The organism is Bradyrhizobium sp. LB14.3 (assembly GCF_040547985.1).
Taxonomy (GTDB): domain Bacteria; phylum Pseudomonadota; class Alphaproteobacteria; order Rhizobiales; family Xanthobacteraceae; genus Bradyrhizobium.
The window spans coordinates 168,634-195,533 of record NZ_JBEPQT010000002.1; the positions used below are offsets into that span (position 1 = coordinate 168,634).

General features: G+C 65.1%; 21 protein-coding genes. 12 read left to right on the forward strand and 9 right to left on the reverse strand.

Features of this window, described 5'->3' with window-relative positions; all coding sequences use genetic code 11:
* Window positions 1–15 precede the first annotated feature (15 nt).
* The 5 genes from ABIB00_RS04465 to ABIB00_RS04485 all read right to left on the reverse strand — a co-directional run bounded on the left by ABIB00_RS04465 (window position 16) and on the right by ABIB00_RS04485 (window position 7,243).
* On the reverse strand, window positions 16–927 hold the full coding sequence (locus tag ABIB00_RS04465; protein ID WP_354103528.1) for a DMT family transporter: 912 nt from the start codon (window positions 925–927) through the stop codon (window positions 16–18).
* 137 nt (window positions 928–1,064) lie between these two features.
* Entirely contained in the window at window positions 1,065–1,946 is an 882-nt protein-coding gene (locus ABIB00_RS04470; protein ID WP_354103529.1) for an NAD(P)-dependent oxidoreductase, read from the reverse strand.
* Window positions 1,946–3,077, reverse strand: a protein-coding gene (prfB, locus tag ABIB00_RS04475) for a peptide chain release factor 2 (protein ID WP_247347172.1) whose coding sequence is annotated in 2 segments (ribosomal slippage) — window positions 1,946–3,007 and window positions 3,009–3,077 — 1,131 coding nt in all. Because the reading frame shifts where the segments join, the coding sequence is not laid out codon by codon here. The genes ABIB00_RS04470 and prfB overlap by 1 nt, the downstream gene beginning before the upstream one ends.
* Window positions 3,078–3,190: 113 nt before the next feature.
* Complete coding sequence (locus ABIB00_RS04480; protein WP_354103530.1) at window positions 3,191–5,692, reverse strand: penicillin-binding protein 1A; 2,502 nt, start codon at window positions 5,690–5,692, stop codon at window positions 3,191–3,193.
* Window positions 5,693–5,947: 255 nt separating this feature from the next.
* A complete protein-coding gene (locus ABIB00_RS04485) occupies window positions 5,948–7,243 on the reverse strand; it encodes an N-acetylmuramoyl-L-alanine amidase (protein WP_247440570.1) in 1,296 nt (431 codons plus the stop codon).
* A gap of 703 nt (window positions 7,244–7,946) precedes the next feature.
* Between ABIB00_RS04485 and ABIB00_RS04490 the strand changes: the two genes are divergently transcribed.
* Both ABIB00_RS04490 and ABIB00_RS04495 read left to right on the forward strand, forming a co-directional pair.
* Entirely contained in the window at window positions 7,947–10,991 is a 3,045-nt protein-coding gene (locus ABIB00_RS04490; protein WP_354103531.1) for an Rne/Rng family ribonuclease, read from the forward strand.
* A 65-nt stretch (window positions 10,992–11,056) separates the two neighbouring features.
* Window positions 11,057–12,289, forward strand: coding sequence for an NAD(P)/FAD-dependent oxidoreductase (locus tag ABIB00_RS04495; protein WP_354103532.1), 1,233 nt, complete (start codon window positions 11,057–11,059; stop codon window positions 12,287–12,289).
* A gap of 99 nt (window positions 12,290–12,388) precedes the next feature.
* Here the strand turns inward: ABIB00_RS04495 and ABIB00_RS04500 are convergent, their stop codons facing one another.
* Window positions 12,389–13,225, reverse strand: coding sequence for a helix-turn-helix transcriptional regulator (locus ABIB00_RS04500; RefSeq protein ID WP_354103533.1), 837 nt, complete (start codon window positions 13,223–13,225; stop codon window positions 12,389–12,391).
* A gap of 103 nt (window positions 13,226–13,328) precedes the next feature.
* On the opposite strand from ABIB00_RS04500, the gene ABIB00_RS04505 reads away from it, so the two are divergent.
* Window positions 13,329–14,207 carry an SDR family oxidoreductase gene (locus tag ABIB00_RS04505; RefSeq protein ID WP_354103534.1) on the forward strand — a complete coding sequence of 293 codons (879 nt, stop codon included), beginning with the start codon at window positions 13,329–13,331 and terminating at the stop codon, window positions 14,205–14,207.
* Between the two features lie 35 nt (window positions 14,208–14,242).
* On the opposite strand, the gene ABIB00_RS04510 is transcribed toward ABIB00_RS04505, so the two are convergent.
* The 3 genes from ABIB00_RS04510 to ABIB00_RS04520 form a co-directional block, all read right to left on the reverse strand.
* A complete protein-coding gene (locus ABIB00_RS04510; protein WP_354103535.1) occupies window positions 14,243–15,577 on the reverse strand; it encodes a dicarboxylate/amino acid:cation symporter in 1,335 nt (444 codons plus the stop codon).
* Between the two features lie 81 nt (window positions 15,578–15,658).
* A complete protein-coding gene (locus ABIB00_RS04515) occupies window positions 15,659–16,213 on the reverse strand; it encodes a biotin transporter BioY (RefSeq protein WP_247440636.1) in 555 nt (184 codons plus the stop codon).
* A gap of 103 nt (window positions 16,214–16,316) precedes the next feature.
* Window positions 16,317–17,504 carry a pyridoxal phosphate-dependent aminotransferase gene (locus ABIB00_RS04520; RefSeq protein ID WP_354103536.1) on the reverse strand — a complete coding sequence of 396 codons (1,188 nt, stop codon included), beginning with the start codon at window positions 17,502–17,504 and terminating at the stop codon, window positions 16,317–16,319.
* A 261-nt stretch (window positions 17,505–17,765) separates the two neighbouring features.
* Between ABIB00_RS04520 and ABIB00_RS04525 the strand changes: the two genes are divergently transcribed.
* The 9 genes from ABIB00_RS04525 (at window position 17,766) to ABIB00_RS04565 (ending at window position 26,892) form a co-directional block, all read left to right on the forward strand.
* The gene (locus ABIB00_RS04525) at window positions 17,766–19,169 is read left to right on the forward strand and encodes a M48 family metalloprotease (RefSeq protein ID WP_247347191.1); all 1,404 of its coding nucleotides are present in this window, start codon (window positions 17,766–17,768) and stop codon (window positions 19,167–19,169) included.
* A gap of 97 nt (window positions 19,170–19,266) precedes the next feature.
* Window positions 19,267–20,034: a DsbA family protein gene (locus tag ABIB00_RS04530; RefSeq protein WP_354103537.1), complete on the forward strand. Its 768-nt coding sequence runs from the start codon at window positions 19,267–19,269 to the stop codon at window positions 20,032–20,034.
* A 220-nt stretch (window positions 20,035–20,254) separates the two neighbouring features.
* Window positions 20,255–21,064: a DUF1236 domain-containing protein gene (locus tag ABIB00_RS04535; protein ID WP_354103538.1), complete on the forward strand. Its 810-nt coding sequence runs from the start codon at window positions 20,255–20,257 to the stop codon at window positions 21,062–21,064.
* A gap of 259 nt (window positions 21,065–21,323) precedes the next feature.
* Window positions 21,324–21,791, forward strand: coding sequence for a type II 3-dehydroquinate dehydratase (aroQ, locus tag ABIB00_RS04540; protein ID WP_354103539.1), 468 nt, complete (start codon window positions 21,324–21,326; stop codon window positions 21,789–21,791).
* Between the two features lie 37 nt (window positions 21,792–21,828).
* Complete coding sequence (accB, locus tag ABIB00_RS04545; protein ID WP_354103540.1) at window positions 21,829–22,317, forward strand: acetyl-CoA carboxylase biotin carboxyl carrier protein; 489 nt, start codon at window positions 21,829–21,831, stop codon at window positions 22,315–22,317.
* A 57-nt stretch (window positions 22,318–22,374) separates the two neighbouring features.
* Window positions 22,375–23,733 (forward strand): acetyl-CoA carboxylase biotin carboxylase subunit, encoded by a 1,359-nt coding sequence (accC, locus tag ABIB00_RS04550; RefSeq protein WP_247347196.1) that lies wholly within the window; start codon window positions 22,375–22,377, stop codon window positions 23,731–23,733.
* A gap of 104 nt (window positions 23,734–23,837) precedes the next feature.
* A complete protein-coding gene (locus tag ABIB00_RS04555) occupies window positions 23,838–25,355 on the forward strand; it encodes a sensor histidine kinase (RefSeq protein ID WP_247347197.1) in 1,518 nt (505 codons plus the stop codon).
* Window positions 25,352–25,792 (forward strand): response regulator, encoded by a 441-nt coding sequence (locus ABIB00_RS04560; RefSeq protein WP_247347201.1) that lies wholly within the window; start codon window positions 25,352–25,354, stop codon window positions 25,790–25,792. The genes ABIB00_RS04555 and ABIB00_RS04560 overlap by 4 nt, the downstream gene beginning before the upstream one ends.
* Window positions 25,789–26,892, forward strand: coding sequence for a sensor histidine kinase (locus ABIB00_RS04565; RefSeq protein ID WP_354048699.1), 1,104 nt, complete (start codon window positions 25,789–25,791; stop codon window positions 26,890–26,892). Before ABIB00_RS04560 ends, ABIB00_RS04565 begins: the two co-directional genes overlap by 4 nt.
* The last annotated feature ends 8 nt before the right edge of the window (window positions 26,893–26,900 follow it).

Sequence of the window (26,900 nt, forward strand, 5' to 3'; positions counted from 1 at the left end):
ACGACGATCCGGAACTTACGTGACGCGCCGCAGTAGATTTAGAACGCGTCCGTCGATCACCAGCAACGCGCTGCCGATGACGATGGCGCCCGCGATCTCACGCATGGAGATCGGCTCGCCCAGCACAAGCCATCCCAGAAGGACGGCGGTGACGGGAATGAGCAGCGTCACCAGCATCACATTGGTCGCGCCCGAGCGCCGCAGGATCTGGAAGAAGACGATATAGGCGAGCGCCGTCGACAGGCCGGCAAGGCCAAGCACCGCGAGCCAAATCGTCACGCCCGGCATCGGGAGACGCCACGGCTGCTCCATTGCGCCGGCGACGATCGCCATCATCACCGTGGAAGCCATCAGCTGAAATGCTGCCGTCCCCAGCGGGGCTGCGTCCTTCAACAACCGCCGCGCCGCCAGCGCCGCAAAGCCATAGCTGAAGGCGCCGCCGAGGCAGAGCAGGATGCCGAGCCCCTGCCCTGCCCGTGTTTCAACGCCCCATCCGCGCAGGATGATCACGCCGGAGAGGCCCAGCGCCACGCCGGCGACGCGGCGCAGCTGTAAGGCCTCTTCGCCTGCCGCCGCCATCACGATCACCGTGAACAGCGGCGTGGTGGCATTCAGGATCGACGCCAGGCCGCTCGGGATGAAAGTCTGTCCGATCACGATCAACGAGAACGGGATGACGTTATTGAGGAATCCAATCGCAACGAACGGCTTCCAGCCCGCCATGCCCTTGGGAAAACGGATTCCCTGGAGGCGCAGCAGCGGCAGCAGAATGGCCGCGCCCAGCCCGACACGCAAAAACACCAATGTCAGCGGCGGCAACTCCCGCAACGCCGCACCGTTGAAGAAGAACGAGCCGCCCCAGAGGACCGAGAGAAGCGCGAGCAGCGACCAGTCCCGCGCGTCGATCCGGTTGTCGTTTGGGGGCATGGCGTCTCATCTCGGCGGCCGAGCTTGCCGCCTAGGACAGCACATCGAACAGCGCCACCCGATTTCCGATGAAGCACCGGTTTACGAAGCCGATGCTCTAACGGAGCGAACGTGCCTACCGATGTCGATGTGATCCGCTATGACGGCTTCTTCGGCCGCGACACCAGCTCGATCATCTTGCCTTCATCGTCATCCGGCATCGCAGCTTTTGCCTGCGCGTAGGACTCGACCGCAGCGCGCGAGACCAGTGGCTTGTCGGCCAGCAGGCTCTCGGCGAGCTTCACGGCGTAGGCGGCGTCCTTGTGCCGCAGCGCCGCCGTGAACGTCGCGCCGCTGAAATCGCGGGCGACCATGCGCTTGGAGTGGCGCTGCACCTGCGGGCTTGCGGCGACGCCGGCCTGGATCGATTCCAGCACCAGATTCATGTCGAGCCCCGCCTGCTCGGCGATGGCGAGGCCTTCGGCGAGACCGACGATCTGGATGGCCCCCATCAGATTATTGACGAGCTTGTAGACGGTGCCGGTGCCGACCGCGCCGAAATGGCGGATGGTCGAGCCGATCGGTTCGAGATAGGGCCGCGCGCGTTCGAGATCGGCAGCGTCAGCGCCAACCAGCAGCGTCAGCTTTCCGCTCGCTGCGGCATCCGGCAACCCCGTCACGGGGCAGTCGATATAGATGAGCCCGCGCGCGTTGAGTTCGCGGCCCATCTCGCGGGCGTGGTCATAGGAAACGGTGGAGCATTCGATCGCGATGGTGCCGGCCTTCGCGGTCTTGGCCGCGCCCTTCGGGCCGAGCCAGACTGCGCGCGAGGCTTCGTCGTCGGCGACCATGGTCACCACCGCGTCCGCATCGATCGCGGCGTCCTCAGGCGAGGTCGCCCAGAGCGCGCCGCGCGCGATCAGGTCTTCCGCCTTCGCCTTGCTGCGATTCCACAGCGTCACCGTAAAACCGGCATCGAGATAGCGGCCGGCCATGCCGTGGCCCATCCGTCCAAGCCCGATGAAAGCGATCCGGGGCATCAGTCGACGTCCTCGATGTCAGCGCCCGTGGTGCCGAAGGCGCGCTGCGCCAGCGTCGCGGCCATGAAGTCGTCGAGATCGCCGCCGAGCACGCCGGAGGTGTCGGAGGTCTGCACACCCGTGCGCAGATCCTTCACCATCTGGTAGGGCTGCAGCACATAGGAGCGGATCTGGTGGCCCCAGCCGATATCGGTTTTGGCGGCCTGGTCGGCGGCGGCTTTCTCTTCGCGCCTCTTCAGCTCGATCTGGTAAAGCCGTGCGCGCAACATGTCCCAGGCCTGCGCCTTGTTCTTGTGCTGGGAGCGGCCGGCCTGACAGACCACCGCAACGCCGGTCGGAATATGCGTCAACCGCACCGCGGATTCGGTCTTGTTGACGTGCTGGCCGCCGGCGCCGCCCGAGCGCATGGTGTCGACGCGGACGTCGGATTCCTTGATGTCGATCTTGATGCTGTCGTCGATCACCGGAAACACAGCGACCGACGAGAACGAGGTGTGCCGCCGCGCGTTGGAATCGAATGGCGAGATGCGCACCAGGCGATGCACGCCGGCCTCGGTCTTGAGCCAGCCATAGGCATTGCGGCCGGAGACCTGGATCGTTGCCGACTTGATGCCGGCCTCTTCGCCGTCGGACTCTTCCATGACCTCGACCTTGAAGCCGTGGGTCTCCGCCCAGCGCGTGTACATGCGCAGCAGCATCTGCGCCCAGTCCTGGCTCTCGGTGCCGCCGGCGCCGGCATGAACCTCGAGATAGGAATCGAAGCCGTCGGCTTCGCCCGACAGCAGCGCCTCGAGCTCGCGCCGCGCCACTTCCTTCTTGAGGTTCTTCAGCGCAGCTTCGGCTTCCTTGACGACGCCCTCATCGCCCTCGGCTTCGCCGAGCTCGATCATGCCGATGTCGTCTTCGAGTTCCTGCATGACCTTGCCGATGCCCGAGAGCGAATCCTCAAGCGAGGTCCGCTCCTGCATCAGCTTCTGGGCCTTCTGGGGATCGTTCCAGAGATTGGGATCTTCTGCGAGCTTGTTCAGCTCAGCGAGGCGCGCCGTCGATTTCTCGACGTCAAAGATGCCTCCTCAGCAGCCCGACTGACTGCTTGATCTCTTCTACCAACCGTTCGATTTCGGCGCGCATATGGTTCTCTGGTCTCGCGGAATTAGTCCCGCGCGTAATTGAGATCGGGATGTAGCGGCGGCGGCTGCAAAGCGCAACCGCCGCCGCGAAGAACGTCCGTCTTGTCCTAAGTCTTAGTACAGTCCGCCGGTGCCCGGCCGCATGAAGAAGCCGGAATCCGGCTGCTGCTGCTGCGACGCCGGCATGCGGCCGTCGGCATCGGCCACGCCGATGACCGAGTAGTTGTCCGGCGGCGCCGTACCCGGCTTGAAGGCTTCGAGGATGGTTCCGCCGGTCTCGCCCGGGCCGGCGCGCATGCCGGTCTTGGAGACGACGCGCACCAGCTTGATGCCGGCCGGCACCTTGAACGGAACTGCGGGCTTGTCGGCGAGCGCGAGCTGGAGGAAGTCGCGCGCGATAGGGGCTGCGAGATGGCCGCCGGTCGCGGCGTTACCCTTGCCGAGCGGACGCGGCTTGTCGTAGCCCATGTAGATCGCGACGGCGACGTCGGGCGAGAAGCCGACGAACCACGCGTCCTTGGCCTCGTTGGTGGTGCCGGTCTTTCCGGCGATCGGCTTGCCGACCGCCTTGACCACGGTCGCGGTACCGGCCTGGACCACACCTTCCATCAGTTCGGTGATTTGATAGGCGGTCATGGAATCCAGCACCTGCTCGCGCCGGTCGATCAGTTGCGGCTCGTTCTGGTTCTTCCAGCCGCCCGGCGCGTCGCAGCCACGGCATTCGCGCTGGTCGTGCTTGAAGATGGTGTGGCCATAGCGGTCCTGGATGCGGTCGATCAGGGTCGGCTTCACCCGGCGGCCACCATTGGCGAGCATCGAATAGGCCGTGACCATGCGCATCGCCGTGGTCTCGCCGGCGCCGAGCGCGTAGGACAGATAATTCGGCAGCTCGTCATAGACGCCGAAGCGCCGGGCATATTCGCCGATCAGGGGCATGCCGATGTCCTGCGCGAGGCGCACCGTCACCGTGTTGAGCGACTGCCGCAACGCGTTGCGCAGCGTCACCGGTCCCTGGAACTTGCCCGAGGAGAAGTTTTCAGGCCGCCAGACGCCGGCGCCCTGGCCCTGGTCGATTTCGATGGGCGCGTCGAGCACGACAGTCGAGGGCGTGTAGCCGTTGTCGAGCGCGGCCGAATAGACGATCGGCTTGAACGACGAACCGGGCTGCCGATAGGCCTGCGTGGCGCGGTTGAACTGGCTCTGGTCGAACGAGAAGCCGCCGACCATCGCCAGCACGCGTCCGGTCCAGGGGTCCATCACCACCATCGCGCCGGACACTTCGGGAATCTGACGCAGCCGGTACTGGCCCTCGACGGGCTGGCCGTCCTTGTACAGTGGATCGGCATAGATCACGTCGCCGGACTGGAGCACCTGCGACACCGCGCTCGCCGCCCTGCCCTTCGCAGCCCCGGTGGCCGCCTTTGCCCATTTGATGCCGTCGAGCGTGATGAGGCCGGTCTCGCGCTGCTTGCTCACAGCGCCGCCGAGCTCACGGCTCGGCTGGAAGCCAATGCGCGCCGACTGGTCGCTGGTCTCCAGCACCACCGCCATGCGCCATGGCGAGATGTCGGAGAGCGATTTGATCTCGGCGAGCTTCACGCCCCAATCGCCCGAAATATCGAGCTTGCTCATGGCGCCGCGATAGCCCTGCTGTTCGTCATAGTTCACGAGGCCGGAGACCATGGTCTTGCGCGCCATGACTTGAATCTTTGGATCGAGCGTGGTCCGAACAGAGAGGCCGCCCTCGTAGAGCTTCTTCTCGCCATAGCGCTCGAAAATGTCGCGGCGGACTTCCTCGGCGAAATATTCGCCGGCGAAGGTGTGGGCACCGTTGGAACGATTGGTGACGGCCAGCGGCTCCTTGCGGGCCTTCTCGGCGTCGGCCTGCTTGATCCAGCCGTTTTCCAGCAGACGGTCGATCACGTAGTTGCGGCGCTCGATGGCGCGGTCGCGGTTGCGAACCGGATGCAGCGTCGCGGGCATCTTCGGCAGCGCCGCGAGATAGGACGCTTCCGCCACCGTCAGCTCGTTCACCGACTTGTCGAAATAGACCAGCGACGCGGCCGCGATGCCGTAGGCGCCGAGGCCGAGATAGATCTCATTCAGATACAGTTCGAGGATCTTGTCCTTCGAGTAGGTCTTCTCGATCCGCATCGCCAGCAAGGCTTCCTTGATCTTGCGGGCAAAGGAGACCTCGTTGGTCAGAAGGAAGTTCTTGGCGACCTGCTGGGTAATCGTGGAAGCGCCCTGCGGACGGCGGTTGGAGCCGTAGTTCTGGATGTAGGCCACGCCGGCGCGCGCCATGCCGGTGTAGTCGATGCCGCCATGCTCGTAGAAATTCTTGTCCTCGGCCGCGAGGAACGCGTTGATCACGAGCTTCGGCACCGCCTGGATCGGCAGATAAAGCCGCCGCTCCTTGGCGTATTCGCCGAGCAGCGAGCCGTCGGTCGCGTGCACGCGGGTCATCACCGGCGGCTCGTAGTCCTGGAGCTGAGAGTAGTCCGGCAAGTCCTTGGAGAAATGCCAGATCAGGCCTGCGACGGCACCGACACCGACCAGGAACAACACCGTTCCCGCGGCGAACAGGAAGCCCATGAACCGCACCAGCAAGCGCATTATCTGTTTATCCGTTCAAACTCTGGATCAGCCCAGTATCAGCCCCTTGGCACCCAAAACTGGCGCCAACCTCACGTCGCGAATTCACCGGCCTTACTCGATACTATCCGTGCCGGATCCAAGACGCTTGCCGAGCGGGATTCTCGCCGATTCCGGAACCCCCTGCGGCGTTTTTATAAAGCGCCCGCTGTGGCCAAACTAGGGCTTTTGCGGCGGGACGGAAAATCCCCTCTCAATTCGACGACCCCCGGGTCGTCAATTTGACGATCCCGCGATGGCCATGCGCTTGGCCAGGAACCCGTCGATCGCCTGCGCCATCGAGCCCACGGCGCGCGACCGCCATCCCTCGGAGACCAGATGCTCGAGGTCGCCCTTGTTGGAGACGTAACCGATCTCGACCAGCACCGACGGCACATCGGGCGCCTTCAGCACGCGGAAGCCGGCCGACTTCAGGGGGTGCTTGTGCATCCGCACCGTCGACTTCATTTCGCCCATCAAGAGGCGGGCAAAGCGGCTTGAAAATGTACGCGTTTCCCGCTGGGTAAGATCAATCAGGATGTCGGCAACATCGGTCGGCTCCTCCGCAAGGTTGAAGCCGGCGATGGCGTCCGCCCGGTTTTCCGCGTCCGCCAGCCGCTGCGCCTCGGCGTCGGAGGCCTTGTCCGACAGCGTGTAGATCGTGGCGCCCTGCGCATCGCCTTCGGCACGCGGCAGCGCGTCCGCATGGATAGAGACGAACAGCGCCGCCTTGAGAGCGCGGGCGACTTTGACCCGGTCGTTAAGCGGGATGAAGGTGTCGTCGTCCCGCGTCATCACCACGCGATATTTGCCGGTCTTTTCCAGCCGCTCGCGCAGCGCCAGCCCAAACGCCAGCACCAGGTTCTTCTCGCTCTCGCCGCTCGACTGCGTGCCGTTGTCGATGCCGCCATGGCCGGGATCGATCACGACCACCGCACGGCCATCGGCCTTCTGCTGCCCTGACTCAGGGGGGATGGATCCGGGAACCGTTGCGGGCGGCGGATCGGCAATTGCGGGCCGCAACTCGGGACGGTTTTCCGGAGCGAGCGACGGCACGAAGGCGGCGCGATCGACCTCCTCCAGTTCGAGCACCAGCCGGGCTGGTTGACCGTTGGCGGCCTCCACCACATAGGAATTGGCGATCTTGGCCGGGCCCGCCAGGTCGAACACGATTCGCGAGCCGCCGGGCATTACCAGCCCGTAGCGGAAAGCCTTGACCAGTCCCCGTCCCCCGGCCCCGGTGCCCGCGGGGAGTTGAAAATTGACCTGGGGGACGTCGACCACCACCCGATACGGGTCAGCCAACGTGATGGCGCGGAAGGTAACGGTCTGGTCGATGTCGAGGATAAAGCGAGTCTGCTTGCCGTCACCGGCCAGCCGGGCGGCCGAGGCGATTGGGAAATTCGCTGATGCAACAGAGGATTGGGGCTGGCTTTCCGCCGCCTTCAGGCGCGAGGAATCAGCACACGGCAATGCCGCGGCGCAGAGCAGCGCGCATCCCAGCAAAAACCTTTGATTTGCGCGGCTCGCCACCGATTCCGTGCCTCCGAGCAGCCTCTTTAACGCAATAGAACCACAGGGTTAAACGATCCTTAATGACGGGCACGCGAAACTCGCTGACTGTGACCGCCGTGCGACGCTCCTTGCACGGATGACCCAATCCACGTATGTACGGAATGCTGACGGCCGATATTTCCGGTTGTGTCGCATTCAGCCTCCCGGTGCAGCGCCGGAACTCTCAAGGTTTGGGAATTCCAGCGTTTTTCCGTTCCCCTCAAGTCCAGCGCGGTGCGCGGCAGCGAGGTGGGGCGGGGCAAGCCCCGGCGGCGGACGGTCCCCGGTTACCACCACGTTTCCGGGACGGTTCTGACAGCGGCGCAACCCGTTACCCGGTCCCTTAATCTCAAGGGAGCGGTTCGTATACCCCAAGGCGAGCGCGCTCGCGCCATGCCTGGCCAGCAGCAACTGATTGAGGGGCGGCCCCGCCGCCCAATGTTTCATACGGGCCGACGCTTGATGCGCCAGACTGTGCCGACCAATTCTGAAGGACCATTCGCGACGCTGCGGAGTAACAATCCCGCGCGCCGCTTCGGTCCTTCGGCTTCCGGTTCGGCAAGGCGCGAGAGACGGCGTTTCGGCCTTCCCCTCACCCCCGAATCAGGTGGACCGTCGCGTCACCCGGCAGCGCTGATGGCGCCCACGGTGAATCGCGCCCGCCGCCGCCGAGAGTTAAGACATGCCCAACAAGATGTTGATCGATGCCACCCACCCGGAAGAGACCCGGGTCGTCGTGGTCCGCGGCAATCGCGTCGAAGAGTTTGATTTTGAGACCGCACAACGCAAGCAACTGCGCGGGAACATCTACCTCGCCAAGGTCACGAGGGTCGAACCCTCGCTCCAGGCCGCCTTCATCGAATATGGCGGCAACCGCCACGGCTTCCTCGCCTTCAGCGAAATCCATCCCGATTACTACCAGATCCCGGTTGCCGACCGGCAGGCGCTGATCGAAGCCGAGGAGCAGGCCCACCGCGAGGCCGAGGAAGAGAGCGAGAACCGTTCCCACGGCCGCCGCCGCTCGCGCCACCGCAACTCCCGCCGCCGGAGCCAGGGCGAACGCGTCCGCAGCGACGTCGTCGAAGGCGCCGATCCCGCAGCCCAGCCGCTCCAGGGCGAGGCCCTGCCCGAGGGCGCTTCGCACGAGGGCGAGCACCTGCACGCCGGCGCGGAGCATCACGGCGAGCACGAAGGCCACGATCATCACGATCATGACCACGAAGGGCATGATCACGACCACGATCATCATGCCCATGGTGACGATCATCACGCCCATGACCATGACGACCATGGTCATCACGGCGAACACGATCATCACGACCATGATCATGACGACGAGACGCCGGCGCCTGTTGCGGCGATCGGCGCCGAGCCCGTGGTCGCCACCGAGGCCGTTGCCGAGCAGCAGGCGGCTGCCTTCGAAGCACACGCCGACAATCTCGCCGAGGCCGTAACGTCAGCCGCCGAACCGGCCGACGCCGTGTACGCCGCCGGCGCGAGCACCGAGGCTCCGCATCGCCAATCCGAAGCGATGGACGACGACGAAGACGAAGACGACGAGGAAGCCGAAGAGGACGTCGTTGAATCCGTCGGCGGCGACGATGTGCTGGAGGAAGTGCCGGAGCGCACCTTCCGTCCGCGCCGCCAGTACAAGATCCAGGAAGTCATCAAGCGCCGCCAGGTGATGCTGGTGCAGGTCGTCAAGGAAGAGCGCGGCAACAAGGGCGCGGCGCTGACGACCTACCTCTCGCTCGCCGGCCGCTACGCCGTATTGATGCCGAACACCGCGCGCGGCGGCGGCATCAGCCGCAAGATCACCAGCGCGCAGGACCGTTCGCGCCTGAAGGAAGTGGTGCAGGATCTCGACGTGCCCGAGGGCATGGGAATCATTCTGCGCACGGCGGGTGCCGCCCGCACCAAGCCCGAGATCAAGCGCGATTTCGAGTACCTGATCCGGATGTGGGAGACGGTGCGCGACATGACGCTGAAGTCGCAGGCCCCCACCCTCGTCTACGAGGAAGGCTCGCTGATCAAGCGCTCGCTGCGCGACCTCTACAACAAGGAGATCGACGAGATCTCAGTTGCCGGTGAATCCGGTTACCGCGAAGCGCGCGACTTCATGAAGATGCTGATGCCCGCCAATGTGAGCGCGGTGAGGCAGTATCGCGACGGCCAGCCGTTGTTCTCGCGCATGGGCGTCGAAAGCCAGCTCGACGCGATGTTCTCGCCGACCGTGCAGCTGCGCTCCGGCGGCTACATCGTGATCAACCAGACCGAAGCGCTGGTTTCGATCGACGTCAACTCCGGACGCTCGACGCGCGAGCATCATATTGAGGACACCGCGCTCAAGACCAATCTCGAGGCCTCCGAAGAGGTCGCGCGTCAGCTTCGGCTGCGCGACCTCGCCGGCCTGATCGTCATCGACTTCATCGACATGGACGAGAAGCGCAACAATCGCGCGGTCGAACGCAAGCTGTCCGATTGCCTCCGGCAGGACCGCGCGCGCATCCAGGTCGGACGCATCTCGCATTTCGGCCTGCTCGAGATGTCGCGCCAGCGCATCCGCGCCAGCGTGCTGGAATCCTCGACCGATCCCTGCACGCATTGCGGTGGCACGGGCCATGTGCGCTCGGTGTCCTCGGTTGCGCTCCAGTTGCTGCGCGGCCTCGAAGAGATCCTGATGAAGGGCGCGACCCACAATCTCGTGGTCCGTACCCGCACCGACGTCGCGCTCTACGTGCTGAACCACAAGCGCGGCCATCTGCGCGACCTCGAGAACGGCTTCAAGGTCACGTTATCGGTCATCGCCGACGCGAGCGTCAGCGGGCCACAGGCCTATGTCATCGACCGCGGCGAGCAGGTGCATACGCTGGAAGCGGCCAAGGCTCTGCTGGCGGCGCAGGCGGCCGCAAGCCCGCCGCCCCTGGTCGAAGAGGCCTATGACGACGAGGAGTTCGATCCGGAGACCGAATCCGAGGTCGAGACCGAGGAGACCGAAGGTCTCGTCGAAGAGCAAACCGCAGGCGACGCCGCGTCCGAGCAGGACAGCCAGCGCCGCAAGCGTCGCCGTCGCCGCCGCGGCCGCGGTGGCCAGCGCGACGAGGAGACGCGCGAGGATGGCGCTCCCGCTGTTGCCGAGACGGCCGTAGCGGCCGGCGAAGGCGAAGAGGAAGTCGAGGCCGAGCAGGACGGCGAGGAAGGCGAGGAGCAGGCAGCCCGTGGCGAGCAACAGGCCAGCGCCGACCGCCGCCGCCGGCGTGGTCGCCGTGGCGGACGACGCCGGCGCGGTCCTGGCGAGGAAGGTCTCGCCGGCTCCATTGGCGACGAACTCGCCGCCAATGCGCCGTCGGAAGCGACCGACGCGGTTGCGGATTTCGACGGTTTTGGCGGCGAGGCTGCGCCCTCGATCGCGCAGGCCGAGCACACCTCGGAGCCGCAGGTCACCCAGCCAGAGCCGCGCGCCGAGGCACGGATCGCCCAGCCTGAGCCGGCTCCTGCTGCCGCGGACGAAGAGCACGCCGACGACAAGGCCGCACGACGCCGTTCTACGGTTCGGGAAAAAGTGAGCTTCGGGTCAAGCAGCCCGAGTGAGCCGGCACCGGTTGCGCAGGCGGCCGAGCCGGTTGCCCCGCCGGCTCCGGAGCCCGCGCCGGAAGCAGAAAGTCAAACATCGTCCGCACCGCGTCGCGCCGGTTGGTGGTCGCGCCGCTTCGGCGGCGGCGAATAAAGCGAACAAAACTGTTGAAACCGCCCGGCCAAACCGGGCGGTTTCGATTTGGCGAGGTCATTCCGATGCAAAGCGCGATCGTACTTGGCGGCGGCATGATCGGCGTTAGCGCGGCACTGCGCCTCCAGCAGCGCGGCTGGTCCGTTACGCTGGTGGATCGCAGGGAGCCGGGCCGCGAAACCAGCTACGGCAATGCCGGGATGATCCAGGCGGAAGCGGTCCGCCCCTATCCGATGCCGCGCGACATCGCCTCGCTCCTGAAGATCGCCACGGGCCGCACCAACGACGTGCGCTACAGCTTGTCGTCGCTTCATCTCCATATCGAGCCCCTGCTCCGTTACTGGTGGCATTCGGCGCCGAAGCGGCATCGCGAGGCGACCGACGCCTGGGCGCGGCTGATCGCCTACGCGACGGTGGAGCACGACATCCTCATCCGCGAAGCCCATGCCGACAATCTGATCCGCCGGGCGGGATACCGCCATCTGCATCGCGACGCTGCATCGTTCGATCTCGCCGTCAAATCGGCGGAAGAAGACCAGCGCGAATTCGGCGTGAGGTTTCGTGCGCTCTCGGGCGCCGAGCTCGCCAAGGCCGAACCGGTCCTGCGCGACGATTTGCCCGGTGCGATCCATTGGCTCGACACCTGGACCGTGTCAGATCCCGGCGCGCTGGTCACGGCCTATGCCGAACTGTTCGAGCGCCTCGGCGGCAGCATCGTGCTCGGTGATGCCCAGAGCTTGCAGCAGACCGCCACCGGCTGGTCGGTCGATACGGATCAGGGACGCATCGATGCCGCCCACGCCGTCGTGACGCTCGGGCCGTGGTCGCCCGATCTGCTGCACAAATTCGGTTATCGCATTCCGCTGGTCCGCAAGCGCGGCTACCACATGCATTACAGCGGCGGCGCGTCGCTCGATCTGCCGCTGGTCGACAAGGCCGGTGGCTACGCCATGGGTCCGATGGCCAAGGGCATCCGCATCACCACCGGCGCGGAGCTGACCGGCCTGGACGCGCTCGCAACGCCCGTGCAGCTCGCCAGCGCCGAAGCCTCCGCGCGCGAGCTGATCGACCTCGGCAGGCGCGTCGAGCCCGATCCGTGGTTCGGCACCCGCCCCTGCACGCCCGACATGCTGCCGGTGCTCGGGCCTGCCCCACGCCATCCCGGCCTCTGGATGAACTTTGGCCACGGCCACCAGGGTTTTACGCTGGGCCCCGCAACCGGACGATTGCTCGCCGAAATGATGAGCGGCGAAACGCCGGCGATTGATCCGACGCCTTACCGGCCGGAGCGGTTCTAACCTTCGGTGCTCGCGGCGAGGACCGCGAGCCGGCCGTCCCATTCGCGTGGGACGCGCTGACGGAACAGCCGCATGGTCGGATACCAGGGGCTGTCCTCGTCAGTCGACGTGCCCCGCGAGCAGCTTTTTGATCCGCTCGGCATCTTCGGGTGCCGCCGGGTTGTAGACGATCATGCTGAGATCGGAGCGGCCCTCGACATTGAAGCTCGAATATTCGAACGACATGGTGCCGTGAACGGGGTGCCGCAGCCGCTTGGTGCCGTCGCCATGATGGCGTACGTCGTTGTCGCGCCACAGCGCCGCGAATTCCGGACTGGTGCGGCAGAGCTCATCGACGAAATCGGCGACATGCGAGACCGCGCCCGCCCGCGCGGCATCGGCCCTGAACGCTGCCACCACGAACCGCGCCACGCTGTCCCAGTCATGATTGGCTGCGCGCACCCGAGGATCGCAGAAGATGAAGCGCAGGATGTTGCGCTGTCCCGGCGGGATCGCGCCGTAGTCGGTCAGCACCACGCTTGCGGCACGATTCCATGCGACGACATCCCAGGTCGCGGTCCGCACCAGCGCCGGGCTGACTTCGAGTGCATCGAGCACGCGCTGCAGCCGCGGCGAGACGCCTTCGCGCGCCTGGTAACGCACCTCAGGCGGTCGGCCGAGGCCGATCAGGAACAGATGCTCGCGCTCGACATCGGTCAGCATCAGAGCACGCGCGATGCGGTCGAGCACGTCGGCTGACGGCGCGCCGCCGCGGCCCTGCTCCAGCCATGTGTACCAGGTCGGGCTGATATTGGCGCGCTGAGCCACCTCCTCGCGGCGCAGCCCGGGCGTACGCCTGCGGCTGCCGGCGAACCCGAACGCGGCGGCATCGAGCCGGGTGCGGCGGTCTTTGAGGTAGGTCCCCAAAAGGTTCTCAGCTGTCGCGGTCTCGCTCATCCTGTTAGCTCTTATACCCTGATAATCTCACTACTTTACCCGGATAATCCTAACGCAGATGGTCGTCTCCACCAACCTCTCAAAGGCTTCTGGAGATTTACTCATGCGTGTTTTCGTCACCGGCGCCACCGGCTTCGTCGGCTCCGCCGCGGTTCGGGACCTGATCGCCGCCGGCCATCGCGTTACCGGCCTTGCCCGCAGCGACACCGGCGCAGCCGCCCTCGCCGCGATGGGCGCCGAGGTCCATCGCGGGTCGCTGGAGGACCATGCGTCCCTGCGCAGCGGCGCCGCTGCTTCGGACGGCGTCCTGCACCTCGGCTTCAACCACGACTTCTCGAAGTTTCTGGACAATTGCGAGCTCGACCGCCGCGCGATCCTGGCGATCGGCGAGGAGCTCAAGGGCTCTGATCGTCCGCTCATCGTCACCTCCGGCGTCGCGCTGCTCGCCCCCGGCCGCCTCGCGACCGAGGACGACGAGTCCGCGCACGGCTTTCCACGCCGGTCGGAATCGACTGCGTTGTCGCTGGCCGGCGTCCGCGCAGCCGTGGTTCGTCTTCCGCCGTCCACCCATGGCGAGGGCGATCACGGCTTCGTCCCGATCCTGATCAACCTTGCGCGCCAGAAAGGCGTGTCAGCCTATGTCGGCGACGGTAGCAACCGCTGGCCCGCCGCGCATCGCTTCGATGCCGCGCGCGTCTATCGGCTGGCGCTGGAGCAAGGCGCAACCACGAAGCACTATCACGCGATCGCGGAGGAAGGCGTGCCGTTCAAGGCGATTGCGGAGGTGATCGGCCGACGGCTCGGCGTGCCCGTCGTGTCCAAATCGCCGGAGGAAGCGGCCGCGCATTTCGGCTGGTTCGCACAGTTCGTGGGCGTCGACGTTCCGACCTCGAGCGCGAAGACGCGTGCTGCTCTCGGCTGGATGCCGAAAGAAAAAGGGCTGATCGAGGATCTCGACCAGCCCTCTTATTTCGCGGCCTGACGGCGCAGCTAGCGCCGTCACAGGCAACCAGCAAATCAGTCCGTCGTGACAGCCGTTTCCATGTCGGTCGGATCGATCTGCCTGGCGAGGTTGGCGTTGAGCTTGTCGCGATCGAGTTCGCCCTCCCACCAGGCGACGATCACGCAGGCCACGCCGTTGCCGCACAGATTGGTCAGCGCGCGGCACTCGCTCATGAACTTGTCGATGCCGAGCACGATCGCCATGCCCGGCACGAGGCGCGGATCGACCACGGCGAGCGTTGCCGCCAGCGTGATGAAGCCCGCGCCGGTGATACCGGAGGCCCCCTTCGAGGTCAGCATCGCCACCACCAGGATGGTCAGCTGCTGGCCGAAGGTGAGATCGAAGCCCAGCGCCTGCGCGATGAACAGCGTCGCCAGCGTCATGTAGATGTTGGTGCCGTCGAGATTGAACGAATAGCCCGTGGGCACCACGAGGCCGACCACCGACTTCGAGCAGCCGAGGCGCTCGAGCTTTTCCATCAAGGACGGCAACGCGCTTTCCGAGGACGAGGTGCCGAGCACAATCAGCAGCTCGTCCTTGATGTAGGCGAGGAACTTGAAGATGGAGAAGCCGGCGAAGCGCGCGATGGTACCGAGCACGACGAACACGAACAGCGCCGCGGTCAGGTAGAACGTCGCGATCAGGCCGAGCAGGTTGAGGATCGCCCCGGTGCCGAACTTGCCGATGGTGTAGGCCATCGCGCCGAAGGCACCGATCGGCGCCGCGCGCATCACGATGGAGATGACTCCGAACACCGCATGCGCGGCGTCGTCGATGAAGCTGCGGATGGTGTGACCGCGCTCGCCGAGCCCCATGATGGCGAAGCCGAACAGCACCGAGAACAGCAGCACCTGCAGGATCTCGCCTTGCGCGAAGGCGCCGACGACGGTGTCCGGAATGATATGCAGCACGAAGTCGACCGACCTCTGGCCTTCGGCCTGCTTGGCGTAGTTGGCGACGGCCTGCGCGTTGGCCGCGGCGCTGCCGAAGCCCGCACCCGGCTTCACCAGATTGCCGATGATAAGTCCGATCACCAGCGCGAAGGTCGAGACGATCTCGAAATAGACCAGCGCCTTGACGCCGATGCGGCCGACCTTCTTGGCGTCCTGGATATGCGCGATGCCCGAGACAACGGTGCAGAAGATGATCGGCGCGATCACCATCTTGATCAGTTTGATGAAGCCGTCGCCGAGCGCCTTGACCCATTCGTTGGTGGCGATTGACGGCCAAAGCCAGCCGACGAGGGCGCCGAGCACGATCGCGATCAGCACCTGGACATAGAGAACCTTGTACCACGGCTTGGCGGCGGGCGGCACGACCGGCGCCCCCGCCATCGTTGTCGTCGTCATGTTTCACTCCCCCTCAACTCAGAGCCAGCCAAGATCAACTTGGCCGGCCCTGTCAATTGGAACTGCTCGCTATTGCGCGTATTACCGGCGATCGACGACCCGGCGTATCGCCGGCATCAACGTCGCGCCAAGCGCGTTCTTGACCAGCGAGGCCGCAACGAACGGCAGCAGGCCGACCTGCCACGCCTTCGCGGCGCCCAGGCCGAGGCCGAAGGCCAGCCAGCCAAAGCCCGCGGCCAGAATGAGGATGTGGCCCACGGCCATGGCCGCAAACAGCAGCACCACGCTGCGGTCCCAACCGCGCTCGGCGAGCCAGCCGGTGACGAAGGCAGCGCCAATGAAGCCGAACAAATAGCCCGCGGTCGGGCCGACCAGCGGTGCAATTCCACCGACCGGACCGGCGAATACCGGCAGGCCCATCGCCCCCTCAGCGAGGTAGGCAACCATGGTTGCGCTGCCAAGCCGCCAGCCATAGGCGGCACCGATCATCAACACGACCAGCGTCTGCAATGTCATGGGCACGTAAGGCAGCGGCAGGTTCACCTTGGCGGACAGCGCCATCAAGCCGGTGCCGAGCGCAATCAGCACGAGCGCGCGAAGTGCGCCGACGGCTTCACCCGGCCGGGTCGGCCACATCAATGCGGCGAGAGAAGAATGAGAAGTGGCGGTGGACGGGACGGAACGGTCAGACAAAATTGAACTCCGGAGGCTGTCGAAGAAGGCTGTCGAAAACTCGCGGCTATTTAAGCCAGTGAGCGATCCGGTCAACTGCTTCCCGCATCTCCTCTGCCGAACGCGCATAAGAGAGGCGTATGAATGAACGACCGTGGATGGGATCGAAGTCGAGGCCTGGCGTGACCGCGACGTGCGCCTGCTCCAGCATCTGCTTGGCGAACTCGAAACTGTCGGAGGTGAAGTCCGAGACGTTCGCATAGAGATAGAATGCGCCGTCGGCCGGCAGAAACCTGGTCAGGCCGGCCTTGGGCAATCCCTCGATCAGGATGCGCCGGTTTTCCTGATAGCCGTGCTTGATCTCCTCCATCTCGGCCGCGCCGTCGAAGGCAGCCTCGGCCGCGATCTGCGACAGCGACGGCACCGAGATCGACAAGTTCTGCTGGAGACGCTCGATCGGCCGCACCAGAATTTCGGGCACGACCATCCAGCCAACGCGCCAGCCCGTCATGCAAAAATACTTCGAGAACGAGTTGATCACGAGTGCGTGGTCCGACAGCGCTGCCGCCGTCACCGCGGGAAACGCATAGTCGAGCCCGTGATAGATCTCATCCGAGATGAAACGGATGCCCGCGTCTTGCGCCGCCGCGATCAGGCCAGCGAGCGCCTCGCGGGACATCATCGTCCCGGTCGGTTTGGCGGGGCTGCCGACCAGCACACCCTTCAGCGGCGCCTTGCGGTGGGCGGCCAGCAACGCCTCGCCGGTCAGCGCATGGCGCGTCTCGTTCGTGGTCTCGATCAGCACCGGCTCGCAGCCGAGCGCGGTGAGGATATGACGGTATGGCGGATAGCCCGGCACCGTCACGGCGACGCGGTCGCCGGGCTCGAACATCGCCAGGAAAGCCAGAATGAACCCGCCGGAGGAGCCAGTGGTCACCACGACCCGCTCGGGGCTGACGTCACAGCCATAGGCGTCGCGATAGTGTCGCGCGATGCGCTCGCGCAGGCTGGGGATGCCGAGCGCGGAGGTATAATCGATCCGACCCGCCTCGAGCGCCGCATGGGCGGCCGCAATCGCGGTCTTCGGCGCGCCGGCGGCGGGCTGGCCGACCTCCATGTGGATGACGTGGCCCCCGGCCGCCTCGATTCGGGCCGCCGCGGCCATGACGTCCATGACCATGAACGGGGGAACATCGCTGCGGCGGGAGGGCTCGAGCCACTGCCCCAACCGGTTCCTCAATGTCGCATCGTTCATCGATTTCTGCTATTCGCTGGCGGACTGGTCCGTCCGGTCCGGGAACGGGGCGCTTGCGCCCCAGACTGGCCGCATTGTACGGCTCATAAGGGGTAAGGCGCACAAGGGCATATCGCGTATCCGGTCCGCCGCCAATCGACAAAACCAATCACGAAGCTCCTTGACCAAGAATGCTTGACCAAGACTGCTTGACCGAGACTGCTTGACCGAGACTGCTTGACCAAGACTGCTTGAACAAGTCCGTTTGACCCAGACCGCTTGATGTTGCTCCAGATCGCATTGCGCAAGAAAGCCACCGTTCTCACCGCCCTCGTCACGGCGGCTGCGATTGCGCTGCTGCCGTTGCCGGCCGCGCAGGCGCAGATGAAGGGGCCGCCGGTGCTGCGCGACACCGAGACCGAGCAGCTCCTGCGCGAATACACGCGCCCGATCCTGCGCGTCGCCGGTCTGGAGAAGCAGAACATCCAGATGGTGATCGTCAACGAGGGCTCGTTCAACGCGTTCGTCGCCGATGGTCGCCGCATCTTCGTCAATTACGGTGCGATCCTTCAGTCGGAGACGCCGAACCAGATCATCGGCGTGCTCGCGCATGAGACCGGGCATCTGGCCGGCGGCCATCTGTCCAAGCTGCGCGAGCAGCTCGCCAACGCCCAGACCCAGATGATCATCGCGATGCTGCTCGGCGCCGGTGCGATGGTCGCAGGCAGCACACGCGGCAGCGGTAGCGCCGGCAACAATGGGCTGGCCAATGCCGGCGCGGCGGCGATCGCCGGACCGCAGGAGATGATCCGCCGTACGCTGCTGTCCTATCAGCGTCAGCAGGAGGAGAACGCCGACCGCGCCGGCGTGAAATTCCTGACTGCGACCCAGCAGTCGCCGAAGGGCATGTACGAGACCTTCAAGCGCTTCACCAGCGAGAGCCTGTTCGCGGCACGCGGCACCGATCCCTATCTCCAGTCGCACCCGATGCCCGCCGAGCGAGTCGCTGCACTCCAGCAATTCGCCAGCGCCAGCCCCTATTGGGACAAGAAGGACGATCCCGCGCTCCAGCTCCGCCACGACATGGTGCGCGCCAAGATCTCCGCCTTCATGGAGCGGCCCGAGACGGTCTACCGCCGCTATCCCCAGACGAACGACAGCATGCCGGCGCGCTATGCCCGCGCCATCAGCACCTATCTCCACGGGGATTTGCGCAGCGCGCTCGCCCAGATCGACGCATTGATCCAGGTCCAGCCCAACAATGCGTATTTTTACGAGGTGCGCGGCCAGGCCCTGCTGGAGGGTGGCAAGCCGGCCGAGGCGATCCCCGCCCTGCGCAAGGCTGTCGCACTCTCGAACAACGCGCCCCTCATCGAGATGTTACTTGGGCAGGCGCTGGTTGGGTCCGATAATAAGGCCTACACCGATGACGCCGTTCGGATTCTCAGGAGCGCGGTGGCACGGGAACCGGAGGCCCAGCTCGGCTACATGCAGCTCGCGATGGCCTATGGCCGGAAGGGAGACTATGCCGAGGCGGATCTCGCGTCGGCACAGGCCGCTTATCTGCGCGGCGACAACAAGACCGCCCGCGAGCTTGCGACGCGCGCGAAAACCCGTTTCGCCGTCGGCACGCCCGGATGGGTCAAGGCCGACGACATCGTGGCGTCAAAACCGTCGCGCAACTAAATCGACCAAGCTACGCCTTGCACCACCACGACACGACACCGAGCTTAAGTCAGCCGGGACGTTTTCCGAAACCTGCTTTGGATAAGAGGATTTACCTATGCCTTCGCTGCGCCTGCTTGCTCCCGCGCTGTTCGCGCTCGCCCTGTTCGGCGCGGCCGCGCCCGCGTCGGCCGACAGCTTCTCCGATGCCCAGCGCGCCGACATCGAGGCGATCATCAAGAACTACCTCGTCACTCATCCCGAGGTGCTCGAGGAGGCGATGACCGAGCTCACCAAGCGCCAGGCCACGGCCGAGACGCAGAAGCACGAGGCCAGCATCGCGCAGAATTCCGATGCGATTTTCAACTCGCCGCGCCAGGTCGTGCTCGGCAACAAGGACGGCGACGTCACCTTCGTCGAATTCTTCGACTACAATTGCGGCTACTGCAAGCGCGCCATGGGCGACATGCTCGACCTCATGAAGGCCGATCCGAAGCTGAAGGTCGTGCTGAAGGAGTTTCCGGTGCTGAGCCAGGGCTCGGTCGAAGCAGCCCAGGTCGCGGTCGCGGTGCGCATGCAGGATCCCTCCGGCAAGAAATATCTCGATTTCCATCAGAAGCTGCTCGGCGGCCGTGGCGCGGCCGACAAGGCGCGCGCGCTTCAGGCGGCCAAGGAAGCCGGTCTCGACACCGCCAAGATCGAGAAGGACATCGGCAGCGCCGAGGTGCGCACCACCATCGAGGAGAACTTCAAGCTCGCGGAAGCGATGGGCATGAACGGCACGCCGAGCTATGTGATCGGCAAGCAGATCGTGGTCGGCGCCATCGGTGTCGAGGGCCTCAAGGAAAAGATCGGCATTGCCCGCTGCGGCAAGGCGACTTGCTGAGCGCGCATTTACAACGACACGATGAGAAAAGGCCGGCTGATGAGCCGGCCTTTTTTTGTTTGCACTGCTTTCATCGCGAACGTGGCGCGAATCCGACGTACGCATTCATCTCGCGTTTAGGAAACAATTGCCGCGGAACCCCCGATGTTCCGGAACAACTCAAATCTCCTTTCGTTGTCGGCGCGGGCAATGACGCAAAGAGACACGTGAGGAGAATTCCATGTCTAACCGCTTTATGATCTCGGTTGCCGCGCTCGCGCTGGTCGCGGGCACCGGTCTGGCAAACGCACAGGGCACCACGAACCGCGACAGCGGTGGCGGCGCCGGTGGTGCGCAGATGCAGCATTCGCAGCCTTCCGGCGGCGCCGCCGAGCGCGGCGGTTCGATGGGCCGCGAGTCGACCCAGGAGAAGGGCACCGTTGGCCAGACCGGCGGCTCCAGCAGCATGAAGTCCGGCACGTCCGCGGAGGAGAAGTCCTCGGGTGCGACCAAGGACGAGCATTCGGGCCGCGAGATGAACAAGAACGCGGCTGAGGACAAGGCCGGCGCTACCAAGGGCCAGCGCACCGACGAACGCGCGCAGGACAAGTCCCAGCAGGACAAGTCCAAGAGCACGATGGACAAATCGCAGACCGACAAATCCCAGATGGACAAGTCCAAGAGCACGGAGACGGACACCAAGAGCGGCAACATGAACGCCCAGACCAAGGGCGCGGAGACCAAGGGCGCGGACAGCAAGTCGCAGACCACGACCGGTAACGCCTCCGCCACCGCCTCCGCACCGCCTCCCGAGAAGCGGAGCCAGATCTCGACGGCGATCAAGTCGACCAAGATCGAAGAGACCACGAACGTCAACTTCAATATTTCGGTCGGCACGGCCGTCCCGGCGTCCGTCCGATTCCACCCGCTGCCGCCCCAGATCGTGGAAATCTATCCGGAATGGCGCGGCTATGATGTGATCTTCGTGCACGGCCAATACGTCATCGTCCGTCCCCAGACGCGCGAGATCGTGTACATCATCGAAGGCTAAGCCACTTCGCTGAAGCCCAAAATGAGCCCTTGCCGAGCGATCGGCAGGGGCTTCTGCTCTATTGGGTGGCTTCTGCCCATGGGCCCTCCCGGCAGCCATGCTTTGGACTGGTTAACAAGCAATTTCCGTAGCTTCCGCACAGGTTTTTGCACCCCGGATGAGGTATCTGAAGCCCCCTGGGAGGTCCTTCAAGGCTTCCCCTCACGCGCTTTGTTACCTATAACCCCCGCCACGCCGAAGCACCTCTTGCGGGATTGGAATGGCCGAACCAGCAATCGACACGATCCTTGTTCTGAACGGGCCGAACCTCAACATGTTGGGGACGCGGGAGCCCGAGAAGTATGGCCATGCGACGCTGGCCGACGTCGAGGCGCTGTGCCGGGAGACGGCGGCGACGTTCGGCCTCAAGGCCGACTGCCGGCAGTCCAACCGCGAAGGTGAGCTGATCGACTTCATCCACGAGGCGCATGGGCGCAAGATGAAGGGTATCATCATCAATGCCGGCGGCTATTCACACACCTCGATCGCGCTGCACGACGCGCTGCTCGCGGTGCAGATCCCGACGGTCGAAGTGCACGTGACCAACATCCACGCCCGCGAGAGCTTCCGTCACCACTCCTACACCGCGCGCGCGGCCTTCGCCTCGCTCTGCGGTTTCGGCATCGAGGGCTACCGCCTCGCCATCCAGGGCCTTGCCGCCAAGCTCGGCATCACGCCCAAAGCCTGACGCTCCCTCTTCACACAGAACATTCGGATCAAACAACATGGCGCGCCAGCCAGACGACAAAGCAGCCGCAAAGTTTTCCAGCGAGGATTCCGCCCTCGTCCGCGAGCTCGCTTTGCTGCTCGATGAGACCAGCCTCACCGAAATCGAGATCGAGCGTTCCGGCCTGCGCCTGCGCGTCGCCCGCAACGTCAGCGTTGCTGCGACCATGCCGATGCAGATGGCAGCCGCCCCCGCCGCCCTCCAGGCGGCCGCAGCTGTCGCCGCGCCAGCCGCTGCCGACCTGTCGAAGCATCCCGGCGCCGTGACCTCGCCGATGGTCGGCACCGCCTATTGGGCGCCGGAGCCCGGCGCCAAGCCGTTCATCGAGGTCGGCAGCAAGGTCGCGGTCGGCCAGACGCTGCTGATCATCGAAGCCATGAAGACCATGAACCAGATCCCCTCGCCGCGCGCCGGCACGGTGACGCAGATCGTGATCGAAGACGGCCAGCCGGTCGAGTACGGCGAGCCGCTCGTCATCATTGAGTGACGGTCGAGGCCAACAGAGCCCTCGCCGCTTCCCGCGCGCCAGTCCCTTAAGGACACCATGTTCGACAAGATCCTCATAGCCAATCGCGGCGAGATCGCCCTTCGCATCCTGCGCGCCTGCAAGGAGCTCGGGATCGCGACCGTCGCCGTGCACTCCACCGCCGATGCCGATGCCATGCATGTGCGCCTGTCGGACGAGAGCGTGTGCATCGGGCCACCGGCGTCCAAGGACAGCTACCTCAACGTGCCCGCACTGCTCGCGGCCTGCGAGATCACCGGCGCCGATGCCGTGCATCCCGGCTACGGTTTCCTCTCGGAGAACGCGCGCTTCGCGGAGATCCTCTCCGAGCATAATCTGCATTTCATCGGCCCGAAGGCCGAGCACATCCGCCTGATGGGCGACAAGATCGAAGCCAAGAGGACTGCCAGGAAGCTCGGCATTCCCGTGGTGCCCGGTTCCGACGGAGGCGTCGGCCCCAACGACGACGCGATGGCAATCGCCAGGAAGATCGGCTTCCCGGTGCTCGTGAAGGCCGCAGCCGGCGGCGGCGGCCGCGGCATGAAGGTGGCGCAGAGCGAGGGCGACCTTCAGATGGCGCTGTCGACGGCCGCCAACGAGGCCAAATCCGCCTTTGGCGATGCCTCCGTCTACCTCGAAAAATATCTCCAGAAGCCGCGTCACATCGAAATCCAGATCCTCGGCGACGGCCGCGGCGGCGCGATTCATCTCGGCGAACGCGACTGCTCGCTGCAGCGGCGCCACCAGAAGGTCTGGGAGGAAGGCCCCTCGCCCGTGCTGGCCGCGGCCGCGCGCGCCAAGATCGGCGAGACCTGCGCCAAGGCGATGCGCGAGATGAAATATCTCGGCGTCGGCACCATCGAATTCCTGTTCGAGGACGGCGAGTTCTACTTCATCGAGATGAACACCCGCATCCAGGTCGAGCATCCCGTCACCGAGAGCATTACCGACATCGACCTCGTGCTCGAGCAGATCCGCATCGCCGCCGGCGGCGACCTGCCGGCGAGGCAGGAAGAGGTCCAGGTCATCGGCCACGCGATCGAGTGCCGCATCAACGCCGAGAATCCGCAGACCTTCCGTCCTTCGCCCGGCCGCATCACGCAATATCACCCACCCGGGGGGCTCGGTGTGCGCATCGATTCCGCGGTCTATCAGGGCTACACGATCCCGCCTTATTACGACTCGCTCGTCGGCAAGCTGATCGTGCACGGCAAGACCCGCGGCGAGTGCCTGATGCGACTGCGCCGGGCGCTGGACGAGATGGTGGTCGAGGGCATCGAGACCACCCTGCCGCTGTTCCGCGCGCTGGTCCGCGAAGACGACATCATCAACGGCGACTACCACATCCATTGGCTGGAACAGTATCTCGCCGGCAAGACGGAACCCGGCCGGCAATAATCCGCCTCCCATGGAACCCTTTCCCCCCGATCGCGTTCTGGTCGGCGGGGACAGTTCCGAGGGGGCGTTTTGAATTCCGCTAAACCTGATCAGGCGAGACCGTCGTGATCGCTGAAGCGCAGCGACGGCGTGCATTTTGGCAGATCCTGCTGTTCTCGGCGGGCCTTGTGGTGCTGACCGTGATCAGCGCCGGCTCGGTCTACCTCGTCAACAAGGCGAGAGACGACAGCAAATGGGTGGTTCACACCATCGAGGCGGAGAACCAGATCAACACGCTCCTGCTGGAAATCCGGCGCGCCGAGAGCGCAGCCCGTGGCTACCTTCTGACGCAAGCGGCGGATTTCCAGGCCGACCATGACAAGGCCGTGGCAGCAATCATCCCGGCGCTCGACAAGCTCACGCGCCTGACGGGCGACAATCCGGCGCAACGCGAAAGCATCGAGAGGCTGAGCGCGGCGATCGAGACCCGGCTCGGCCAGTTCGTGCAGGAGATGGATTTCGTCCGCCAGGGTGAGCCCGAGAAGGCCGCAGCGCTGGTCCGCAAGCTCGCCTCCACCGACGCCACGGCCGCGATCGCCAACGTCGCGTCGGAAATGATTTTGGAAGAAGAACGGCTGTTCCGGCTCCGAACGGTCAACTCGGACCGCAGCCAGTCCCTCGCCGCGTCGATGACCGGCATTGGCTCCGGCCTCGTCGTGCTGCTGGCCCTGATCTCGATCTGGCTGGTGCGGCGCTCGGCCCGCGCCCGTGACGACGCCGAGGCGCGCCTGCGCGATGCCAATGTCAATCTGGAGACCATCGTCGACGAACGCACGGCCGATCTGCGCGAAGCCAACAACGAGATCCAGCGCTTTGCCTATATCGTCAGCCACGATCTGCGCTCGCCACTCGTCAACATCATGGGCTTCACCAGCGAACTCGAAGAACTCGGCGGCGACATTTTCCGCCGTATCGGCGGCCTCACCCATGTTCCGGCCAACGGGCCGCCGCTGACTGGTGGCGAGATCGCGCTCGAAGGCCCCGACAAGCAGCTTTCAGCGGATTTCTCCGAAGCGCTGAGCTTCATCAAGTCGTCGATCGCCAAGATGGACCGCCTGATCTCGGCGATCCTCAATCTCACCCGCGAGGGCCGGCGTGAGTTCCAGCCGGAAAAGATCGACACGCGCAGGCTGATCGAAGCGATCGTGTCGACGCTGGCGCATCAGGCCGCCGAAGCACAGGCCGAGATCCACATCGCGTCCCTGCCGGATCTGGTCAGCGACCGCCTCGCGCTGGAGCAGATCTTCTCCAATCTGATCGACAACGCCATCAAATATCTCAAGCCCGGCGTCCCCGGCGAGATCAGAATCCGCGGGCGTACCAAGCTCGGCTACGCTATCTTCGAGATCAGCGATAACGGCCGCGGGATTGATCCGAAGGATCACCAGCGGATATTCGACCTGTTTCGCCGCGCGGGAACCCAGGACAAGCCCGGTCAGGGCATCGGTCTCGCGCATGTGCGTGCACTTGTGCGTCGCCTTGGCGGCACCATGTCGGTATCATCGGAACTGAATACGGGCAGTAGCTTCACCATCACGCTGCCCATCTCCTGGAACGCCAGCAACCGGAACGCGGATCAATGACTCAACCCGTCAGCATCATCATGATCGAGGACGACGAGGGACATGCGCGACTGATCGAGCGGAACATCCGCCGCTCCGGCGTCAACAACGAGATCATCTCCTTCGCCAACGGTACGGACGCGGTGAAGCACCTATTCGGGGCCGACGGCAGCGGGCTCGTGCAGAAGGGCAATGCACTCCTGATCTTGCTCGATCTCAACCTCCCCGACATGACCGGGATCGACATCCTGAAGCAGATCAAGGAGAACAAATATCTGAAGGCCTCGCCCGTGGTGGTGCTGACCACCACCGACGATTCCCAGGAAATCAAGCGCTGCTACGAGCTCGGCTGCAACGTTTACATCACCAAGCCCGTGAACTACGAGAATTTCGCCAATGCCATCCGGCAGCTCGGCTTGTTCTTCTCGGTCATCCAGGTCCCGTCCGCCGCCTCATGAACCAGCGCACGCCAACACTGCTCTACATCGACGACGACGGCGCGCTGGCGCGCCTGGTCGATCGCGGCCTGACACGGCGCGGCTACAAGGTCCTTCATGCCGCAAGCGGTGAGGAAGGCCTCGAGCTCATCCGCCGCGCGGGGACGACCGGCGGCATCGACGTCGTCGCGCTCGACCAGTACATGCCCGGCCTCGACGGGCTGGAGACGCTGGAGCAGATCATGGCGATCCCCGGCGCACCCCCCGTGGTGTTCGTCACGGCCTCGCAGGATTCCAGCATCGCGGTGACGGCGCTGAAGGCGGGCGCGGCCGATTATCTCGTCAAGGACGTCAAGGGCGACTTCATCCCCCTGCTTCACGTCGCGGCCGAGGGCGCGCTGCGCCAGGCCGAATTGCAGAAGGCGCGCGAGGAGGCCGAAGCCGAGATCCATGCCTCGCGCGACCGCTACGCAGCGCTGGCCGCCGAACGCGAACTGCTGCTGCGCGAGGTCAACCACCGCGTCGGCAACTCGCTCCAGATCATCGCCTCGCTGCTGCATCTACAGGCAAGCTCCGCCGCGCAGGACGAGGTCAAGGCGGCGTTGACCAATGCGATGGGCCGCGTCGCCGCGGTCGCGCAGGTGCACCGCCGCCTCTACACCTCGCAAGACCTGAAGAGCGTGGTGCTGAACCAGTATCTGGACTCGCTGCTCGAGGATCTCCGCCGCTCGGCCGAAGGCGACCGGATGTCGCGCCTGACGCTGAAGGCCGAACCGGTCGAGATCGATCCGGACCGTGCGGTCGCCGTCGGCATCATCGTCAACGAGCTGGTGATGAACGCGGTGAAATACGCCTATCCTGACGGCGCCGGCCCGATCCATGTCGAGCTGACCTCGCAGGGCGACGATCTGCTGCTGGCGATCAGGGATGACGGCGTCGGCGACAACGTCAAGGCCGATCCGCGCTCCACCGGCATGGGCCAGCGCATCGTCGCAGCCATGGCCACCAAGCTCGACGCTTCGGTCGAGCGCGACCCCACCCATTCCGGAACCCGCATCATGTTGAGGTTCCGCCGTGTGCCCGCGGGCCCCGTCAAGCCCAATACTGCCGCAGCGAGCTGACCCGCACC

Bases quoted from the DNA above. Each gene is read 5' to 3' on its own strand.
- ABIB00_RS04465 (WP_354103528.1), bottom strand. From the start codon at position 927: ATGCCCCCAAACGACAACCGGATCGACGCGCGGGACTGGTCGCTGCTC.
- ABIB00_RS04470 (WP_354103529.1), bottom strand. From the start codon at position 1,946: ATGCCCCGGATCGCTTTCATCGGGCTTGGACGGATGGGCCACGGCATG.
- ABIB00_RS04480 (WP_354103530.1), bottom strand. From the start codon at position 5,692: ATGCGCTTGCTGGTGCGGTTCATGGGCTTCCTGTTCGCCGCGGGAACG.
- ABIB00_RS04490 (WP_354103531.1), top strand. From the start codon at position 7,947: ATGCCCAACAAGATGTTGATCGATGCCACCCACCCGGAAGAGACCCGG.
- ABIB00_RS04495 (WP_354103532.1), top strand. From the start codon at position 11,057: ATGCAAAGCGCGATCGTACTTGGCGGCGGCATGATCGGCGTTAGCGCG.
- ABIB00_RS04500 (WP_354103533.1), bottom strand. From the start codon at position 13,225: ATGAGCGAGACCGCGACAGCTGAGAACCTTTTGGGGACCTACCTCAAA.
- ABIB00_RS04505 (WP_354103534.1), top strand. From the start codon at position 13,329: ATGCGTGTTTTCGTCACCGGCGCCACCGGCTTCGTCGGCTCCGCCGCG.
- ABIB00_RS04510 (WP_354103535.1), bottom strand. From the start codon at position 15,577: ATGACGACGACAACGATGGCGGGGGCGCCGGTCGTGCCGCCCGCCGCC.
- ABIB00_RS04515 (WP_247440636.1), bottom strand. From the start codon at position 16,213: ATGTGGCCGACCCGGCCGGGTGAAGCCGTCGGCGCACTTCGCGCGCTC.
- ABIB00_RS04520 (WP_354103536.1), bottom strand. From the start codon at position 17,504: ATGAACGATGCGACATTGAGGAACCGGTTGGGGCAGTGGCTCGAGCCC.
- ABIB00_RS04525 (WP_247347191.1), top strand. From the start codon at position 17,766: ATGTTGCTCCAGATCGCATTGCGCAAGAAAGCCACCGTTCTCACCGCC.
- ABIB00_RS04530 (WP_354103537.1), top strand. From the start codon at position 19,267: ATGCCTTCGCTGCGCCTGCTTGCTCCCGCGCTGTTCGCGCTCGCCCTG.
- ABIB00_RS04535 (WP_354103538.1), top strand. From the start codon at position 20,255: ATGTCTAACCGCTTTATGATCTCGGTTGCCGCGCTCGCGCTGGTCGCG.
- aroQ (WP_354103539.1), top strand. From the start codon at position 21,324: ATGGCCGAACCAGCAATCGACACGATCCTTGTTCTGAACGGGCCGAAC.
- accB (WP_354103540.1), top strand. From the start codon at position 21,829: ATGGCGCGCCAGCCAGACGACAAAGCAGCCGCAAAGTTTTCCAGCGAG.
- accC (WP_247347196.1), top strand. From the start codon at position 22,375: ATGTTCGACAAGATCCTCATAGCCAATCGCGGCGAGATCGCCCTTCGC.
- ABIB00_RS04560 (WP_247347201.1), top strand. From the start codon at position 25,352: ATGACTCAACCCGTCAGCATCATCATGATCGAGGACGACGAGGGACAT.
- ABIB00_RS04565 (WP_354048699.1), top strand. From the start codon at position 25,789: ATGAACCAGCGCACGCCAACACTGCTCTACATCGACGACGACGGCGCG.